A 16872-nucleotide genomic window follows, 5' to 3' on the forward strand; every position below is an offset into this window, starting at 1 on the left:
CACGATCGATGGTCGTGGCTGTGTTGCGACGTCAGCGCCAATCGATGAACGCGTCGACTTCTCCGTCCGCGTCGGATCCCATCTCGAATGCTTAGGAATCCGTTCACCATTCGCGCCATCGGGCACATCCCACGCATCGACGTGAACAAGGAAGGTGGAATCCATGCGCGCAGTCACTTGGCAGGGCAAGCGGAAAGTCAGTGTCGACGAGGTGCCCGACCCGAGGATCGAACAGCCGACCGACGCGATCATCAAGGTCACCTCGACCAACATCTGCGGGTCCGATCTGCATCTCTACGAGGTGTTGGGCGCGTTCATGACACCCGGTGACATCCTCGGGCACGAACCGATGGGTGTGGTCGAGGAAGTCGGCTCCGAGACCGGCGATCTGAAAGTCGGTGACCGGGTGGTCATCCCCTTCCAGATCTCCTGCGGCTCCTGCTACATGTGTGATTCCTCGCTCTACACCCAGTGTGAGACAACGCAAGTCCGCGATCAGGGGATGGGCGCAGCCCTGTTCGGGTTCTCGTCGTTGTACGGGGCGGTCCCCGGTGGTCAGGCCGAGTACCTTCGGGTTCCCCAGGCGCAGTTCACCCACATCAAGGTGCCGGAGGGACCGGCCGACTCACGCTTCGTGTATCTGTCCGACGTGCTGCCGACGGCGTGGCAATCGGTTGAGTACGCGGCCGTTCCCGACGGTGGATCGGTCACCGTTCTGGGCCTCGGTCCGATCGGCGACATGGCCGCCCGTATCGCCCAGCACCGGGGTCATCGGGTGATCGCTGTCGACCGCGTCCCCGAACGCCTGGACCGCGCGCGGGTCCGCGGCATCGAGGTGGTCGACCTCGACGCTGTCGATGACCTCGGTGCGGAGATCCGGTCGTTGACCGGCGGGCGCGGAACCGATTCGGTCATCGACGCGGTGGGCATGGAGGCGCACGGGTCGCCGACAGCCAAACTGCTCCAGCAGGTCACCAGCATCCTCCCTGATGCCGTCGCCAAACCGATGTTGCAGACCGCTGGTGTGGATCGCCTCGGTGCGCTGCTCTCGGCTATCGACATCGTCCGTCGTGGTGGGACGATCTCGCTCATCGGTGTCTACGGCGGGATGGCCGACCCGCTGCCCCTGCTGACGATGTTCGACAAGCAGATCCAGCTCCGGATGGGGCAGGCAAACGTCAAGAGATGGGTTCCGGACATCATGCCGCTGCTGGGCGACGATGACCCGCTGGGCGTCGATTCGTTTGCCACGCACGAGTTCCCGCTCGATCAGGCCCCGCACGCCTACGAGATCTTCCAGAAGAAGCAGGACGGGGCGGTGAAGATCATCCTCAAGCCGTGAGCGGGGCTCACATCAACGAAAATCGTTGAGCCGTAATGGTGCTACGGTGACGGCGACGGGTGGAGCACACCGCTCCCCCGTCGCACAGCCGAATATGAGGAGCAGACGTGGACGCGAGCTCCCCCATCGCGCCGCGCCACGACGCCCTGGCCGCCATGGCTCGCGAACTCGCCGGCGAGAACTCCATCGACGAGAAGGACCTGCTGGCCGCGGCCACGGCCGGCGCCGTCGAACAGATCCCGGGCGCGGAATCGTGCGCCATCACCCTGGTGTCGAAGGGTGGCATCGACACGGTGGCCCCCACCGATCCGACGGCCGCACGGATCGATCGGCTGCAAACCGCCGCCGGTCAGGGACCCTGTCTCCAGGCGGCGATGGAGTGGACGTCGCACGTCGTTCACGTCGAGGACTACGCATCCGAGACACGTTGGCCCTCATACATCGCCGGCGCCATGCGGGACACCGACATCCGATCGACGATCGCGTTCCAGCTCTACCGCAGCGACAACGCGATGGGTGCCCTGAACGTGCACAGCACCGAGCCGCGAGCGTTCGGACCGGAGGCCGAGGAGATCGGCCTCGCCGTCGCCACACACGCCGCTCTGGCGTTGTTCAGTGCCCGTCGCGAGGTGCAGTTCGCCAGCGCACTGGCCAGCCGCGACACCATCGGCCAGGCCAAGGGCATGATCATGGAACGCTTCGGAATCGACGCCCTGCAGGCGTGGGAGCTGTTGCGCAAGCTGTCCCAGGACGCCAACATCGCTGTCATCGAGCTCTCCCGTCAGCTGATCGAGGCCGATCACCCCGTGCGCGCCCCGCGCTGACGGATCAGAGCTGTCCGAGCGCCTCGGTCGCCGGCCCCTCGATCACCCGACCGGTCGCGGTGAACCGCGAGCCGTGTAGCGAACAGTCCCAGGACTTCTCGGCGTCGTTCCAGTCCAGGATCCCGTAGAGATGCGTGCAGATGGGAGAGACCGTGGAGGTCTGCCCGTCGACGGTGCATCGACCGACCGGACGGAGTCCACGACGGAACACGACGCCTTCGCCCTCGCCGGGTTCGGATTCCCCCGACAGCACGACCCGGGTCCATCCGCGCGTCATGTGCAGACCGACCTGTGCGTTGGTCTTCGCCGCGGTGGGCAGTGCGCGCAGTTCCGACGGGCGCCAGGTACGCAGGGTCGCGGCCCACGTCTCACCGGTGCCGAGCAGTTGTTCGGAGATGGCCAGCGCGGCCGCCACCCCGTTGGTCATGCCCCACTTCGCGAACCCGGTGGCGACCTGGATGCGGCTCTCTCCCGGCAGCAGCGGACCGACGTAGGGCAGTTCGTCGATGGAGCTGTAATCCTGAGCGGACCAACGATTCTCGAGGACGGCGTCCGGATAGTTGCCCCGCGTCCAGGCGAACAGCTCCTGCACGTGGCTGCGTTCGGAACCGCCCCGTGCCACCTCGTGACCGAAGCCCCCGACCATCAGGACTCGGCGCTCGGGCTCGTCGCTCGCGCCCGGGCGTCGCACGTAGCGCAACGACACCGTCGGTGAGTCGGCCGCCAGATACATCCCGGACGGGGCGCGGTCCCCGACGTCGAAGGTGCCCACGTAGGAACGTTGGGCGGTGAGGCGACCGAAGAACCCCCCTCGATCGAGGATGGGGGTTCCGGTGGCCAGCACCACGGTGCCCGCGGTGATCTCGCCTCGATTGGTCCGGACACTGACCGTCGACCGCAGTCCGGCCCACCCGACCCCGACCACCCGGGCGTCCTCCACCACGACGCCGCCGAGGCTGCGCAACTCGGCACTCAACGCGTGCAGCAGCGGCATGGGATCGAGCTGGGCCTGATCGGCGAGTTCCACCGCGGCGATGGTCGCGAACGGCAGCTCGGATGTGGTGGTCATCTGTGCGTCGAGGCCGGCCTCGCGTGCGAGTCGGTGTTCCGAACGCACTGTCTCCGCCCCCGAATCAGTTGTTGCATAGGTGATCGCAGATTCACGATCGACAGAGACCGATGCGGACGCGCAGAAATCGAGCAGCCAGTCCATCCCGATGCGGTTGGCGTCGACGTAGTGCCGCAGGGTGTCGACGCCGTGCTTCTCGGCCAGGGTGCTCAATCGGCTGCCCTGCAGCAGCGACACCTTCGCGGTGGTGCTGCCGGTGGTCCCACCACCGATGTGCCGTGCCTCGAGCACCGCGACTCGTGCTCCGGACCGTGCCAACAGGATTGCGGTGACCAGGCCGGTGATGCCGGCGCCGACGATCACGTGGTCGAACCTCTCGCCCACGGGTAGAGGCGTTCGATGTTCGAATCGGTCGTTCTCGAGCCACACACTTGTCATGGAGTCGTTCCTTCGATGGCCGCGCTCCGGCGGCGTCGGCGTGCGCGCCGCGGGAAACCGCGAGGGGCGTCGCACCGGAAAGGACACACGGCGGGGCTGGCCGTGTCATCCCTGGTTCCAGTTGTACCCCACACGAGTCGTGCGCATCGGGCAGCCGGTGCACGCCAACCCGGTATCGGCACCGATCGGACTGTGCCGCAACGACATCTGCACACCCCTTCGCTTCGAGGGCAGAACGCGCTACTGTGATCGTGGCCGGTGAGACCATTCCACCGCCGCGGTGCAGCATCCTCGCCGCGATCTCACACAAACCTTGTCGGACCACGCTGCCGCGTGGTTTTCGGGTGTTCAACGCGGATGCACCCGTCGGGACTCGTCATGTCCTGTGTCCGACAAGTCTTCGTATCTCGTTGCGACACCGTGGATTCGTGCCGATACAGCACCTGTCCGCGCAGTGTCGCGACCGCCGACGAAAGAAGGCACCCATGTTTCGTCACACCGATCACATGCAGTTCGACATCGCACCCGAGAACCCGGACCCGGTGTACGCCCGAAAGCTCCAGGAGCTGATCGGCGGCACGTTCGGCGAGATGACCGTGACCATGCAGTATCTGTTCCAGGGCTGGAACTGTCGCATGAAGGGCAAGTACAAGGACCTGATCATGGATGTGGCGACCGAGGAGATCGGCCACGTGGAGATGATCGCGACCATGGTCGCACGACTGCTCGAGGGCGCTCCGGCCACCGAGTCCACCAAGAACGCGATGGGTGATCCGGTCGTCGCGGCGGTCATGGGCGGGATGGATCCGCAGCAGGCCATCGTCTCCGGCGGTGGTGCACTGCTCGCCAACAGCAACGGTGTCCCCTGGAGCGGCGGCAACATCGTCGCGAGCGGAAACCTGTTGGCGGACTTCCGATCCAACGTCTCACTCGAATCGCAGGGTCGCCTGCAGACGGCCCGGCTGTTCCACATGACCGACGATCCGGGCGTCAAGGCCATGCTGCGGTTCAATCTCGCCCGCGACACCTACCACCAGAACCTCTGGCTGGCGGCGATCGAGGAGCTCAAGGCGGACGGCATCGAGGACACCATCGTCCCCAACGACCTGTTCGACGAGGAGTTCGCGGAGCACGCGACCAGCCTGTGGCATCTGTCCGACGGAGCCGACGCGGACAAGGGCCGGTGGGCGCACGGAACCGCGCCGGACGGCATCCATCAGAACCAGTTCCTGGCCAACCCGGAACCGCTGGGCAACGTGCAGGCGGGGCCGCCGCCGGATCCCAAGCTGTACGCGACCTACGACGGCGCGATGGGCGAACCCCGCTCCGCCGCCTTCGGCACCGAGAAGGGTGTGGTCGGAAAGATCAAGGACGCGGTCGACCCCACCAGCTGATCTCGCCGGACTCGGACCCGCCGGAGTCGCGCCCCAATGCGACTCCGGCGGGTTCTCTTTCGCACGCCCCTCGCACGATGACGATCGGACGACAGATGACGACCTCGCGCCACCGGACACCCGACGTCCCCGCCTCGGCGGACCCGGACGACCCGAGCAAGCCCGAGTCCCCGACCGATCTCACCAAACCGTCGATGATGTTCGTCCTGCGCAAGACCGCCCGCGAGTTCTCGAAGGACCAGTGCACCGACATCGCTGCCGCGTTGACCTACTACGCGGTGCTGTCGCTGTTCCCGGCCATCCTCGCGATGATCTCGCTGCTCGGGGTGTTCGGGCAGGGGCAGAAGACCGTGGACGCTGTCCTCGACATCGTCGGTGATCTTGCGTCGCCCTCGGTGGTGGACTCCGTTCGCGGGCCCGTCGAACAGCTGATCAGCGCGCCGAGCGCCGGCGTCGCCCTCGTGATCGGGATCCTGGCCGCGCTGTGGTCGGCGTCGGGCTACGTCGGTGCTTTCGGTCGCGCGCTGAACCGGATGTACGAGATCGACGAGGGTCGTCCGATCTGGAAGCTGCGCCCGATCATGCTGCTGGTCACTGTGATCGCGCTGTTCATGGTCGCGGCGGTGGCTCTGATGCTGGCGGTGAGCGGGCCCGTCGCCACGTCCATCGGCGACACCACCGGAGCGGGTGACACCGCACTGCTGATCTGGAACATCGCCCGCTGGCCGGTGATCCTGATCCTCGTCGTCGCGGTCGTGGCCATCCTCTACTGGGCGACTCCCAACGTGGCGCAACCCAGGTTCCGGTGGGTCAGCGCCGGGGCGGTCCTGGCCATCGTCACCTGGATCATCGCGTCCGCGTTGTTCGCGCTCTACGTCGCCAACTTCAGCAGCTACAACAAGACCTACGGTGCGCTGGCCGGGGTGATCGTGTTCCTGCTCTGGCTGTGGTTGACCAACCTCGCGTTGCTGTTCGGTGCCGAGTTCGACTCCGAGCTGGAGCGGGGCCGTGAACTCCAGGCGGGGTTGCCCGCCGAGGAACACCTGCAGCTCCCCCCGCGTGATACCAAGGCGTCGGACAAGAACGAGCGGACCGACCAGGAGTTCATCGAGAGGGGACGGGCATTGCGCGAATCACGAGGTCGCGGGTCAGACATCGACGACGGTCGTGCGCGGTGAGCGGCCCCACCCGCGGTGACGGACCGTTGACGGTGCGTATCGGCCACGACGAGTTGGTGATCCGTCAACGGTGGGAGGTGGTCAGCATCGTCAACGACATCCTGATCGCGATCTGGTTCATCGCGGGCAGTGTGCTGTTCTTCGGTGAATCGACCACCACTGCGGGTACCTGGCTGTTCCTCGTGGGCAGCATCGAACTGCTGATCCGACCTCTGATCCGGCTGGCTCGTCGCGTGCATCTGCAGCGTCTGCACCCGGCGTCGCCGCCGTCCGACGGCGACGAGTTCTAGCTCCGCGGCAGCGACCCGACGCCGTCGCCGACGAGTTGACGACGGTGTCCGACGGACTAAGGTTGGCGAACGAGGGCCTGAAATCATCGGGTGACCGCGTTCACCCGATCTGCACTTCGGAGTTCCCTTATGGCGCCCATTCAGGCGGTCCTTTTCGACATCGACGGCACCCTGGTCGATTCGGTGTATCTGCACGTCGACGCCTGGCGTCGCGCGTTCGCCGATCACGATCTCGTCGCCCCGTCCTGGGAGATCCACCGGCGAATCGGCAAGGACGGATCGCTGCTGGTCGAGGAACTGATCGACGTCTCCGGTGGCGATCCGGAGTCGTCCGACCTCGCCTCCGACCTCTCGTCGGCACACGACGACTACTACGGCGGTCGCTCCGACGAGCTGACCATCCTGCCGGGCGCACGCGAGTTGGTGCGCCGATGCAAGGACAACGATCTCGTCGTCGTCCTGGCCACCTCGGCTCCCGAGCACGAACTGAAGATCCTGCGGTCGCTGCTCGACGTCGAGGACGCCGTCGACGCGGTCACCTCCGGTGCCGATGTCGAGACGGCCAAACCCGATTCCACGGTGGTCGCGCTCGCAGTGGAGCGAGCCGGGGTCGCCGCCGAGAACGCGGTGATGATCGGTGACGCGACGTGGGATTTCGTCGCGGCCAACGACATCGGCGTCCGCGGGCTCGGGGTGCGCAGCGGCGGGATCTCCGCGCAGGAACTGCTCGACGCGGGCGCCTCCGAGGTGTTCGCCGACGCCGCCGAACTTCTCGAGCGCGCAGACCTCTTCACACACTGATCACGTGACGACCTCGAACGTACGGGGTCCCAACGCGTCGGCCGTGACGGCCGCACCACGCACAGGAGTTCGCATGAACGAACCCGACACACCGCGTCCGACGATCAACCGCTTCGTCGTCGTCATACCGGCCCACGACGAGGTGGACACCCTGCCCGGTGCCCTGGCCTCGGTCGCCGCGGCCGCCGCGGAGGTCACCGCCGACGTCGAGGTCGTCGTCGTCCTCGACGCCTGCACCGACGGCACCGAGGCGGCGGTCCCTCCCGGTGTCGCGACCGTGGTCATCGACTCCCACAACGTGGGGTGTGCACGGCGGGCCGGCTTCACGGGTCAGCCTGTGGGTGAGGACATCTGGTTCGTCACCACCGACGCCGATTCGCACGTCCCCCGCAACTGGCTGTCGGCGCAGTCGATGGCGGCGGCCACCGGCGCGGACGCGTTCGTCGGCACGATCACCCCCGACGACTGGTCGGGGTGGCCCTCCGGTGCGGCCTCGTCCTTCGCCGAGACCTACACCAACCTCGACGGCCACCGGCATGTCCACGGCGCGAACCTGGGGCTCCGCTCGACGGCCTACCTCGCGGCGGGCGGGTTCGCGCCGCTCGTCGAACACGAGGACGTCGAACTGGTCTCCCGGCTGATGGCCACCGGTGTCGCCATCGCCTGGTCGGCGCAGGCACCGGTCTCGACATCGACCCGCCGCACCGGACGCACACCCGGTGGCTTCGCAGGCGCACTGCCGCGGCTCACCGAACCGGTCGCGCCGTGACCACCCTCGACGCGGCCCGCGACATCGCGGCGACGACCGCCACCCCGCCCCGGCCGGGTGCCGGCGCCACCCGGCAACGGTTCGCGCTGCTCACCGAGCACACCCGTCGCGACATCTCCGTCGGCCGTCTGCTCGAGGCGCACTGGGATGCCGACGCGATCCTGCGTGACCTCGGGCGGGATCCGGTGGGCGTCGACGAGTTCTGGGGGGTGTGGGCCGCGGAGTCCTCGACCGCGGTCCTGACCGCCGCGCAGGACACGACCGGCGCGTGGTCGGTGACCGGGACGAAACCGTGGTGCTCAGGTGCCACCGGGTGCACCCACGCACTCGTCACCGCCCGCACCGGCGACGGCCGCGCGATGTTCACCGTGGCGTTGGCGCAGGGGTCGATCACCGTCGCGGCCGGCGACTGGCACAACTCCGGGATGGCGGCGACGCAGACCCACGCCGTCGAGTTCTCGGACACACCGGTCGAGTTCGTCGCCGACGCCGACGCGTACCTCCAGCGTCCCGGGTTCTGGCACGGCGCGGTCGGCGTTGCCGCGTGCTGGTTCGGTGGCGCATCGCTCGTGGCCGACCGCCTGTTCCGGCAACGCAGGTCCGACGACCTGACCCTGGTCCATCTCGGTGCCGTCGACACCGCCCTGTGGAACGGCGCCGCGGCGCTGACCGCGGCGGCCGACGCCTTCGACGCCGCGCCCGACGACCTCGAGGCCGCCCACGCCATCGCATTGCGCGTCCGCGCGATCATCGAACAGGTCGCGACCCAGATCATCGATCGGGTCGGTCGGTGCCTCGGGCCCGGTCCGCTGGTCGCCGACGAGGCGCACGCCCAGGCGGTCGCCGACCTGACCGTGTACCTGCGGCAGTCGCACGCCGAACACGACCTGCGAGCTCTCGGTGCGTTGGTCCACCCGCGGGACGAGGGCGGGGTCGGGGCACCGTGAGCCAGGACAGGCCTCTGACGCCGCCCGCCTGGACCTCGGCCGACCCGGGCGTCGCGTCGGCCGATGCGTGGCGGGCATGGCTCGAGTCGACCGAGCTGCCGCCGGCGCTCGACGGTGTCGTCGGCCGGATCCTGGTGGTGTCGGCGCACCCGGACGACGAGGTGCTCGGCGCGGGCGGGTTCCTCCACGACGCGGTCGCCCAGGGCATCGGCGTCACCGTCCTGTGTCTGTCCGACGGTGCCGCGTCGCATCCCGGATCGCCGACGGTGACGCCCGAGGCGCTCGCCGGTATCCGCCGCACCGAACTGACCACCGCGTTGAGCGCGCTCGGCGTCAACGACACCATCCATCACGAGTTGCCCGACGGTGGTCTCGAACGCTGCGATGACGAGATCACCGCGGCCATCGACGCCGCCGTTGCTGCCCACGGTGGTCATTCGGTGATCGTGTCGGTGTGGCGCGCCGACCGTCATCCCGACCACGAGGCGGTCGGTCACGCGGCGTCCGCCGTCGCCGCGCGACTCGGGGTGCCACTGCTGGAGTATCCCGTCTGGATGTGGCACTGGGCGCACCCCGGCGACGACGCCGTGCCGTGGTCTCGAGCGCGACGACACCGGTTGAGTCCGGCCGCGATGGAGGCGAAGAAACGTGCCGTGCACGCCTTCGTCAGTCAGATCACCGACCTGTCGGACGACCCGGCCGACCGCGCCGTCCTCGAACCCCATGTGCTCGACCGACTGACCGGTCCCACGGAGACGTTCTTCTCGTGACCGATCGCGAACAGGAGACGACCGTGCCCGCCGACGCGCAGAGATCGAGTGTCGACCCCGAGTACTTCCGGGCGATGTACGCCGACAGCGACGACCCGTGGGGGTTCGCCGAACGGTGGTACGAGACTCGCAAGTACGACATCACGATGTCGTTGCTGCCGGCCCCGCGGTACGAGCGCGCGCTCGAACTCGGTTCGTCGATCGGCGTCCTGAGCGAGCGCCTGGCGCAGCGATGCGAGTCGATGTTGTGTCTCGAACTCGACCCGCGGGCCGCCGATCTGGCGCGCGACCGACTCGGCGAGGTCGCCGACCGGGTCGCGGTGCATGTCGCCGACATCGCCGACGGGATCGAACCCGACGGCGACCGGTTCGATCTGGTCGTCGCCAGCGAGGTGCTCTACTACCTCGACGACCCGCGACTGACCGCGACCATCGAGGCCCTCGACCGGCACCGGCACGCCGGGGCGACGATCATCGCCGCGCACTGGCGGCACCATGTGTCCGCATATCCGTGGACGGGTGACGAGGTGCACGAGCGCCTGCGGCAGGTGCTCGGTCCCACGCAGGCCGGTTACCTCGACGACGATGTCGTGATGGACGTGTTCACCCCGCCGGGAACGGACTGGGTGGGCAAGGCGGGCGGACTCGCCTGATCCACCGGCCCAGACGGGCTACAGGCGCGACAGCACGTAGATGGTCGCCATGCCGGCACTCGCGAACAGCGCGAGGATCACCGCGGCGACCGCAAGCGAGCCGAGCAGCGGCAGTGCGATGATGAACATGCAGGTCAGTAGGGCGAGCGTGACGACGACCCCGCTCAGCCGGATTCCCTCGTGGGTGGAATCGGTACCGTCGGATGTGACATCGGGATCATTCAGGATTGCGTGCATGACGCTCCTCGTGAGGCTGGTGCGGACATCGTGGTCAGATATCGTGCCGACTGGCTTCGCACGCTGTTGTTTTCTGACGTTGTCACCTCCACGTCGCGGCGCCGCATCCGGAATGTCACGGATGACTCACGGAACGGACACAGTCCGGTAACGGGCAGTGTTATCCGATCGTTACCGTAGCTTCGGTCTGGTTGCGATTCAGTGAGGTCGGTGGGCAAGACCGCCGATCGCACCTACCGTGGTTGGCATGGCTACTTTCACAACGCCCGGAATCACCCCCGAGGACGCGACTGCGGTGTCGAACACCCTGCAGGAGCGACTGAGCGCACTCAACGATCTGCACCTCACCCTCAAGCACATCCACTGGAACGTCGTCGGCACGAACTTCATCGGCGTGCACGAGATGATCGACCCTCAGGTCGAACTCGTCCGTGGCTACGCCGACACCCTTGCGGAGCGCATCGCCACGTTCGGCGAGTCTCCCCGGGGCACCGCGAACGCGATCGAGAAGGATCGCTCGTGGGACGACTACACGCTGGGTCGCGACTCGGTCCAGGCCCACCTCGGCGCCCTCGACCTCGTCTACGTCGGCTTCATCACCTCGCACCGTGACGCCATCAAGTCGGTCGGCGAGATCGACCCGGTCACCGAGGACATCTTGATCGGTCAGACCGCCGAGCTGGAGAAGTTCCACTGGTTCGTCCGCGCGCACCTCGAGAACTACACCGGTCAGCTCTCCACCGCGGGCGCGAAGTCCGAGCAGGAAGCTGCCGACCAGGCTCGTTGAGCCACCCCACGACCATCACCGGCCCGGCAACCGCTGGACCACCCCCATCACAGGAGGAACACCATGGGAATCGCTGACAAGGCCAAGAACGCGGCAGAAGACGCCATCGGCAAGGCAAAAGAGGTCATCGGTGACAAGACCGACAACAAGGACCTCGAGGCCGAGGGCAAGGGCGATCAGGGCAAGGCCGGCGTGAAGAAGGTCGGCGAGAACATCAAGGACACCTTCAAGTAATTCTGTAGTCCTCACGACGTGGGCGGCGCGACCTTCGGGTCGCATCGCCCACGTCGTCGTTCACGGGGTGTTTGCACGGGTGAACATTCGCGGCCCAGGCCTTGTCCCCCAGGCGTTTTCACAGGACGGTCTCAGAAAGTCGTTGCCGGGCAATCGGTGTGGAAAGTTGTCCACAAGCCCCCTGTGGAGATTGGGGATAACCGTGGCCCTGTCACAACCGCGAGGTGATCCCGTGTGATGGCGGGACCAGGAAGTCGATGGCGGCGGGGAGCACCTCGACGGTCACCGGGGTCGTCCCCATGAGGTCGCCGTCGGCCGACGCGGGTGCCGGGACGCCCGACTCGATGACGATTCGACGGCCGCGCATCGTGTGCACCTCGGGCCGGGACACGTGGGTACCGGAGTAGATCGTCGGGAACAGGCGCAGCAGTCGCCGCCGGGGCGCGTACTCGACCAGTGTTACGTCGAGCAGCCCGTCGTCGATGACCGCGTCCGGACAGATGCGCATCCCCCCGCCGTAGCTCGGGGTGTTGCCCACCGACGCCATCACCAGATCCATCTCCCAGGACTCGTCGTCGACGGTCACACGGAAGTGTCGGGGGGCCAGCGCCATGATCTCCGCGACGGCGGCGAGGGCGTAGCGCGACTGTCCGCGCGGACGTCGCATCCCGACGGCCCGCTTGGTCACCGCGGCGTCGAGGCCGATCGCCGCGACCGTGCCGAACACGAACTCCCCGGCCGTTGAGGTGATCAACCCCAGGTCAACGCGTCGCGAGTGGCCGGCGACAACGATGTCGACGGCCGCCTCGGGGTCGTCGGTGGGGATGTCGAGCGCGCGGGCGTGGTCGTTGCCGGTGCCCGCCGGGATCAGCCCGATCCGGGTGTCGGTGCCACGGGCCGCGTCGAGAACCGGGCCGATGGTCCCGTCCCCACCGATCACGACCACCGCATCCACGTCGGACCGGACCGCCTCGGCCGCGGCGACCCGGGCGTCGGAGGCGTCGAGGCCGGTGCGGGTCACGACCTGTACCCCGCGGCGGCGCAGCGCGTCGACCGCGGCGGTCGCGGTGGCCCGGCCCGCCCCGTTGCGTGAGTTCGGGTTGACGAGCGCGATGACCGACCGCACGGGGCTGCTCATGGGATGAGCTTGCCGGGATTGAGGATCCCGGCCGGATCGAGGGCGTGCTTCACCGCACGCAGGATCTCGACGCCGACCGACCCGATCTCGGCGTCGAGCCGATCGCGGTGGTCGACCCCGACCGCATGGTGATGGGTGATGGCGGCGCCGCTGGTGACGATGGCGTCGTTGGCGGCGGACTTGGCCGCCGCCCACTGCTCGATCGGGTCGGACTCGGACACCATCTTGTAGACGACCGTGAAGTACAGCGACGCCCCGGTGGGATATGTGTGCGAGATGTGGCAGAGGACCAGCGCCTGCGACCCGGATGCGCCCAGGGCATCGGTGAGCGCGGTGGTGACCGCGGTGCGGAGTTCGGGGATGCGCGCCCAGCTGGTCGCGGTCTCCAGCGTCTCGCAGCCCGCGCCGATCGCGAGGAGGGAGTCGCGCAGGTAGGGCGCGGAGAACCGACCGTGCTCCCAGGCGTCGGCCGCGTCGGCTCCCAGGGAGGTGCCGCCCGCCGCGGTCAGCACGTCGGCGGTCAGCTCGCGACGCGCGGCGCACGCGGCCGCGTCGCCCTCGAACCGCGTGATGGCCAACGTGCCGCCGGGCGCGCTGCCGTCGCCGATGGCACCCGGCATCGCGAGGTTCACCCCGGTCTCCGCCTCGTCGGACAGACGCAGGACGGTCGGACCGAGACCGGGACCGCGCTGGGCGACCGCGCGGAGGGCCTGCGCCCCGGTGGCGAAGTCGGGGAAGTGCCAGGCCTCGTTGATGGCCGCGGTCGGGGTGCGATGAACCCGCAGCGCCACCGCGGTGACGATCCCGAGGGTGCCCTCCGAACCGAGGATCAGCTGACGTAGATCCGGACCCGCCGCGGACTTGGCGACGGTCCCGAGCTCGAGGATCCCGCGCGGGGTGACGGTGGTGAGCCCGACGACCATGTCGTCGAAGCGGCCATAGCCCGCCGATGCCTGACCCGAGGACCGGGTGACGGCGAAGCCGCCGATGGTCGCGAACTGGTAGCTCTGCGGGAAGTGGCCGAGTGAGAACCCCCGCTCACCGAGCAACTCCTCTGCACGCGGTCCGGTCAGTCCGGCGCCCATGATCGCGACACCGGACACCTCGTCGAGCTCGAGGAGCCGGTCGAAACGCCGCAGATCCACCGAGATGACCGCGCGCAATCCCCCGTCGACGGGGTCGAGACCACCGACCACGCTGGTACCGCCGCCGAAGGCCACCACCGCGACCCGGTGCTCCGAACACCAGCGCAGCAGCGCCGCGACCTCGTCGTCGGTGCCGGGCAGCACCACGGCATCGGGTGCGTCCTGCTCGCGGGCAGTCCTACGCAGCAGATCCGGGGTGCTCTTGCCGCCCGCCCGCAGCAGACGGTCGGCGTGGGCGTCGGAAACGTGCTCGGTCCCGACGATGGCGCGCAGGTAGTCGAGGTCGGAGCTGGTCAGACGCGCGGGCGACAACGCGACGTCGTCGGCCGCGACGGACGGGCGCGGGTGTCCGGTGACACCCAGCGCACTGCGCAGCAGATCGGTGATGTTCTCCGACAGCGGCGTCGCGGCCTCCGCCGCACCCCACGCGTTCCACTGCATCGGCGGCCGGGGGAAGCCCGTGTCGTCGGATCGTGTGAATGTGGTCGGTTGCTCCGACGACGGCGGTGTCATGCGTTACAGTTTTACACAAGATGTCAACCAGTAACGATGTTCTCGACGCCGCCCGCACCTGCCTTCTGCGCAGCGATGGTCGCAAGATCACGCTCGCCGAGGTCGCGCGCGAGGCCGGGGTCAGCAGGCCGACGGTCTACCGCCGCTGGCCGGAGGTGTCGTCGGTCATCCGCGACCTGTTGACGCGCGAGATGGCACAGATCATCACCGAACACCGCGTGCACATCGACAACGCGGCCCGTGCCGCCGCCGAGGCACTGGGCGCGAACTCGCGGTCCTCGGTCGATGTTCTCGATCGGGGTGCTCCCGCGGGCCTGCTGCCCGACACCACCCGACGCGCGGTGCTCGACGCGCTCGTCGACACCACCGTCGGCGTGGCCGTCGCCGTCGGCGAGGACGCCGTCTTCGAGGGCCTGGCCCGGATGCAACCCGAGGTCATCGCGCCGTACATCTTCACCCGCCTGGGCACCAGCCAGCGCGGCGTCCTCACCGTGTTGACCGAGGCGATCGTGGCCGCGCAGTCGTTCGCCGCGATACGTCCCGGGCAGCCCGACCACCTCGCCGCGATGATCCTGCTCATCGCACAGTCGGCCATCCAGTCGCGGACGATGATGGCGCCGATCCTCGGCGACGCCTGGCCCGGCGAGTTGCGCATCGCCCTGACCGGATACCTCAGTCCCACCGACACCGACCACCCACGGACGCACGGAGATCTGACATGAGAACTCAACTGCAGTCGTACAGCCCCGATCTGAGCCCCGCGCGCGCGGCCGAGGACCGCGCCGCGCTGAAGAACCCGCAGACGTCCTGGGATGTCCTGGTGATCGGCGGCGGCATCACCGGTGTCGGGGTGGCGCTCGACGCGGCGTCGCGCGGGCTGAGGGTCGCGCTGGTGGAGTCGCGCGACCTCGCCTTCGGCACCAGTCGGTACAGCAGCAAGCTGGTGCACGGCGGTCTGCGGTACCTCGCCTCCGGGCACCTCGGCATCGCATGGGAGAGCGCTGTCGAACGCCATCACCTGATGACCTCGATCGCGCCGCACCTGGTGTCGCCGATGGCCCAGGTCGTCCCCGCCTACGGAGCCCCCGCCGGCGTCGGCCGACTGGCATCGGTACGCGCGGCCGCCGACGGATTCCTCGGATCGGCCATCGTCGGGGCGGGATTCGCGTTCGGCGACCTCCTGCGTCGTGGCGCCCGCACACCGGCCGGCGTGCTCGGCCGTCCCGAGCACGTCTCCTCCGACGAGGTCATCGCGGCGTGCCCGCAGGTCGCTCCCAACGGCCTGCACGGTGGGTGGCGCTCGTTCGACGGGCAGCTCATCGACGACGCCCGTCTGGTGGTCGCGGTGGCGCGGACCGCGGCATCGCACGGCGCGGCGATCTGCACCCGCATCCGGGCAGACGACGTGACCGGCAGCGGCGCACAGCTCACCGACGTCGACTCCGGCGAGAGCTTCCGGGTGCAGGCGCGCACCGTCATCAACGCCACCGGCGTGTGGGCCGGGACCGTCGACGACTCGATCCACATCCGCCCCAGCCGCGGAACCCATCTGGTGTTCGACGCCGCGACGTTCGGACACCCGACTGCCGCGCTGACCATCCCGGTCCCCGGTCACCGCAGTCGGTTCGTGTTCGCGATGCCCCAGCAGCTCGGGCGGGTCTACGTCGGGTTGTCCGACGAGGACGCCCCGGGTCCCATCCCGGACGAGTCGGTGCCGTCGGAGAACGAGATCGACTACATCCTCGACACCCTCAACACCGCGCTGGCGACGCCGGTCTCGCGTGCCGACGTGATCGGCAGCTACTCGGGTCTGCGACCGCTGATCGAGGCCGACGGCGACACCGCGGACCTGTCCCGCGAACACGCCGTCGGGATCAACGCGACCGGGCTGATCAGCGTGGTGGGCGGGAAGCTGACCACCTATCGGAAGATGGCCGCCGACGCCGTCGACGCCGCCGTGACGAAGGGCCGTCTCGACGCGTATCCCTGTGTCACCGAGTCGATCCCCGTGATCGGCGCTCACGGCCCGCGCGATCCGAGGCTGCCCGCGTCGTTGCTCGCCCGGTACGGCGGGGAGGCGCGGCGCGTCGTCGACATGGCGACCGTGTCGTCGCCGCTCGCCCCCATCGCGCGCGGCATCGACGTCACCCGCGCGGAGATCGAGTTCGCCGTCACCTGTGAGGGGGCGACCGACGTCGACGACATCCTGCACCGACGCACCCGCATCGGTCTGGTCGAGGCCGACGCCACCCGCTGCCGGCCCGCGATCACCCACATCCTCGATCAGCTCGGCGCCGCCCACAGCGCCTGACGGGCAACCGGCCGATCCGGGGAGGACGCACG

General features: G+C 68.6%; 18 protein-coding genes. 14 read left to right on the plus strand and 4 right to left on the minus strand.

From position 1 onward, the window contains the following. Nucleotides 1-163: 163 nt before the first annotated feature. Nucleotides 164-1342, plus strand: a complete 1179-nt coding sequence (locus IEV93_RS05220) for a zinc-dependent alcohol dehydrogenase (protein ID WP_188487558.1) — start codon at nt 164-166, stop codon at nt 1340-1342. Nucleotides 1343-1449: 107 nt separating this feature from the next. Then, nucleotides 1450-2166, plus strand: coding sequence for a GAF and ANTAR domain-containing protein (locus IEV93_RS05225; RefSeq protein ID WP_229704897.1), 717 nt, complete (start codon nt 1450-1452; stop codon nt 2164-2166). Nucleotides 2167-2170: 4 nt separating this feature from the next. On the opposite strand, the gene IEV93_RS05230 is transcribed toward IEV93_RS05225, so the two are convergent. Then, nucleotides 2171-3673 carry an FAD-dependent oxidoreductase gene (locus tag IEV93_RS05230; protein ID WP_188487560.1) on the minus strand — a complete coding sequence of 501 codons (1503 nt, stop codon included), beginning with the start codon at nt 3671-3673 and terminating at the stop codon, nt 2171-2173. A gap of 485 nt (nt 3674-4158) precedes the next feature. Between IEV93_RS05230 and IEV93_RS05235 the strand changes: the two genes are divergently transcribed. From IEV93_RS05235 to IEV93_RS05270, 8 genes are all read left to right on the plus strand, one after another. Beyond that, complete coding sequence (locus IEV93_RS05235) at nt 4159-5067, plus strand: manganese catalase (RefSeq protein WP_188487562.1); 909 nt, start codon at nt 4159-4161, stop codon at nt 5065-5067. A gap of 95 nt (nt 5068-5162) precedes the next feature. Further along, a complete protein-coding gene (locus IEV93_RS05240) occupies nt 5163-6245 on the plus strand; it encodes a YihY/virulence factor BrkB family protein (RefSeq protein ID WP_188487564.1) in 1083 nt (360 codons plus the stop codon). Continuing rightward, nucleotides 6242-6535: a YrhK family protein gene (locus IEV93_RS05245; protein ID WP_188487566.1), complete on the plus strand. Its 294-nt coding sequence runs from the start codon at nt 6242-6244 to the stop codon at nt 6533-6535. The genes IEV93_RS05240 and IEV93_RS05245 overlap by 4 nt, the downstream gene beginning before the upstream one ends. A 129-nt stretch (nt 6536-6664) precedes the next feature. Then, the gene (locus IEV93_RS05250; RefSeq protein ID WP_188487568.1) at nt 6665-7336 is read left to right on the plus strand and encodes an HAD family hydrolase; all 672 of its coding nucleotides are present in this window, start codon (nt 6665-6667) and stop codon (nt 7334-7336) included. A gap of 73 nt (nt 7337-7409) precedes the next feature. Next, the gene (locus tag IEV93_RS05255; RefSeq protein ID WP_188487570.1) at nt 7410-8105 is read left to right on the plus strand and encodes a glycosyltransferase family 2 protein; all 696 of its coding nucleotides are present in this window, start codon (nt 7410-7412) and stop codon (nt 8103-8105) included. Further along, nucleotides 8102-9052, plus strand: coding sequence for an acyl-CoA dehydrogenase family protein (locus IEV93_RS05260; protein WP_188487572.1), 951 nt, complete (start codon nt 8102-8104; stop codon nt 9050-9052). The genes IEV93_RS05255 and IEV93_RS05260 overlap by 4 nt, the downstream gene beginning before the upstream one ends. After that, entirely contained in the window at nt 9049-9822 is a 774-nt protein-coding gene (locus IEV93_RS05265; protein WP_188487574.1) for a PIG-L deacetylase family protein, read from the plus strand. The genes IEV93_RS05260 and IEV93_RS05265 overlap by 4 nt, the downstream gene beginning before the upstream one ends. After that, the gene (locus tag IEV93_RS05270) at nt 9819-10475 is read left to right on the plus strand and encodes a class I SAM-dependent DNA methyltransferase (protein ID WP_229704898.1); all 657 of its coding nucleotides are present in this window, start codon (nt 9819-9821) and stop codon (nt 10473-10475) included. Before IEV93_RS05265 ends, IEV93_RS05270 begins: the two co-directional genes overlap by 4 nt. 18 nt (nt 10476-10493) lie before the next feature. On the opposite strand, the gene IEV93_RS05275 is transcribed toward IEV93_RS05270, so the two are convergent. Continuing rightward, the gene (locus IEV93_RS05275) at nt 10494-10712 is read right to left on the minus strand and encodes a hypothetical protein (protein WP_188487576.1); all 219 of its coding nucleotides are present in this window, start codon (nt 10710-10712) and stop codon (nt 10494-10496) included. A gap of 247 nt (nt 10713-10959) precedes the next feature. On the opposite strand from IEV93_RS05275, the gene IEV93_RS05280 reads away from it, so the two are divergent. Further along, entirely contained in the window at nt 10960-11499 is a 540-nt protein-coding gene (locus IEV93_RS05280) for a Dps family protein (protein WP_188487578.1), read from the plus strand. Nucleotides 11500-11562: 63 nt separating this feature from the next. Beyond that, complete coding sequence (locus IEV93_RS05285) at nt 11563-11733, plus strand: CsbD family protein (protein WP_188487580.1); 171 nt, start codon at nt 11563-11565, stop codon at nt 11731-11733. A 211-nt stretch (nt 11734-11944) separates the two neighbouring features. On the opposite strand, the gene IEV93_RS05290 is transcribed toward IEV93_RS05285, so the two are convergent. Both IEV93_RS05290 and IEV93_RS05295 read right to left on the minus strand, forming a co-directional pair. Continuing rightward, nucleotides 11945-12871, minus strand: a complete 927-nt coding sequence (locus IEV93_RS05290) for a diacylglycerol kinase (protein WP_188487582.1) — start codon at nt 12869-12871, stop codon at nt 11945-11947. Then, nucleotides 12868-14457, minus strand: a complete 1590-nt coding sequence (locus IEV93_RS05295) for an FAD-binding oxidoreductase (protein ID WP_188490387.1) — start codon at nt 14455-14457, stop codon at nt 12868-12870. The genes IEV93_RS05290 and IEV93_RS05295 overlap by 4 nt, the downstream gene beginning before the upstream one ends. Nucleotides 14458-14549: 92 nt before the next feature. Here IEV93_RS05295 and IEV93_RS05300 point away from each other — a divergent pair, with 92 nt between their 5' ends. After that, a complete protein-coding gene (locus IEV93_RS05300) occupies nt 14550-15251 on the plus strand; it encodes a TetR/AcrR family transcriptional regulator (RefSeq protein ID WP_188487584.1) in 702 nt (233 codons plus the stop codon). Then, nucleotides 15248-16840 carry a glycerol-3-phosphate dehydrogenase/oxidase gene (locus tag IEV93_RS05305; protein WP_188487586.1) on the plus strand — a complete coding sequence of 531 codons (1593 nt, stop codon included), beginning with the start codon at nt 15248-15250 and terminating at the stop codon, nt 16838-16840. The genes IEV93_RS05300 and IEV93_RS05305 overlap by 4 nt, the downstream gene beginning before the upstream one ends. Nucleotides 16841-16872: the final 32 nt, after the last annotated feature.

Source organism: Williamsia phyllosphaerae, assembly GCF_014635305.1.
GTDB lineage: Bacteria > Actinomycetota > Actinomycetes > Mycobacteriales > Mycobacteriaceae > Williamsia_A > Williamsia_A phyllosphaerae.

What these genes read in the sequence shown, in the direction of transcription:
- IEV93_RS05295 (WP_188490387.1), bottom strand. Translation starts at nt 14,457, where the DNA reads ATGCAGTGGAACGCGTGGGGTGCGGCGGAGGCCGCGACGCCGCTGTCG.
- IEV93_RS05220 (WP_188487558.1), top strand. Translation starts at nt 164, where the DNA reads ATGCGCGCAGTCACTTGGCAGGGCAAGCGGAAAGTCAGTGTCGACGAG.
- IEV93_RS05240 (WP_188487564.1), top strand. Translation starts at nt 5,163, where the DNA reads ATGACGACCTCGCGCCACCGGACACCCGACGTCCCCGCCTCGGCGGAC.
- IEV93_RS05235 (WP_188487562.1), top strand. Translation starts at nt 4,159, where the DNA reads ATGTTTCGTCACACCGATCACATGCAGTTCGACATCGCACCCGAGAAC.
- IEV93_RS05230 (WP_188487560.1), bottom strand. Translation starts at nt 3,673, where the DNA reads ATGACAAGTGTGTGGCTCGAGAACGACCGATTCGAACATCGAACGCCT.
- IEV93_RS05255 (WP_188487570.1), top strand. Translation starts at nt 7,410, where the DNA reads ATGAACGAACCCGACACACCGCGTCCGACGATCAACCGCTTCGTCGTC.
- IEV93_RS05290 (WP_188487582.1), bottom strand. Translation starts at nt 12,871, where the DNA reads ATGAGCAGCCCCGTGCGGTCGGTCATCGCGCTCGTCAACCCGAACTCA.
- IEV93_RS05250 (WP_188487568.1), top strand. Translation starts at nt 6,665, where the DNA reads ATGGCGCCCATTCAGGCGGTCCTTTTCGACATCGACGGCACCCTGGTC.
- IEV93_RS05280 (WP_188487578.1), top strand. Translation starts at nt 10,960, where the DNA reads ATGGCTACTTTCACAACGCCCGGAATCACCCCCGAGGACGCGACTGCG.
- IEV93_RS05300 (WP_188487584.1), top strand. Translation starts at nt 14,550, where the DNA reads ATGTCAACCAGTAACGATGTTCTCGACGCCGCCCGCACCTGCCTTCTG.
- IEV93_RS05305 (WP_188487586.1), top strand. Translation starts at nt 15,248, where the DNA reads ATGAGAACTCAACTGCAGTCGTACAGCCCCGATCTGAGCCCCGCGCGC.
- IEV93_RS05285 (WP_188487580.1), top strand. Translation starts at nt 11,563, where the DNA reads ATGGGAATCGCTGACAAGGCCAAGAACGCGGCAGAAGACGCCATCGGC.
- IEV93_RS05275 (WP_188487576.1), bottom strand. Translation starts at nt 10,712, where the DNA reads ATGCACGCAATCCTGAATGATCCCGATGTCACATCCGACGGTACCGAT.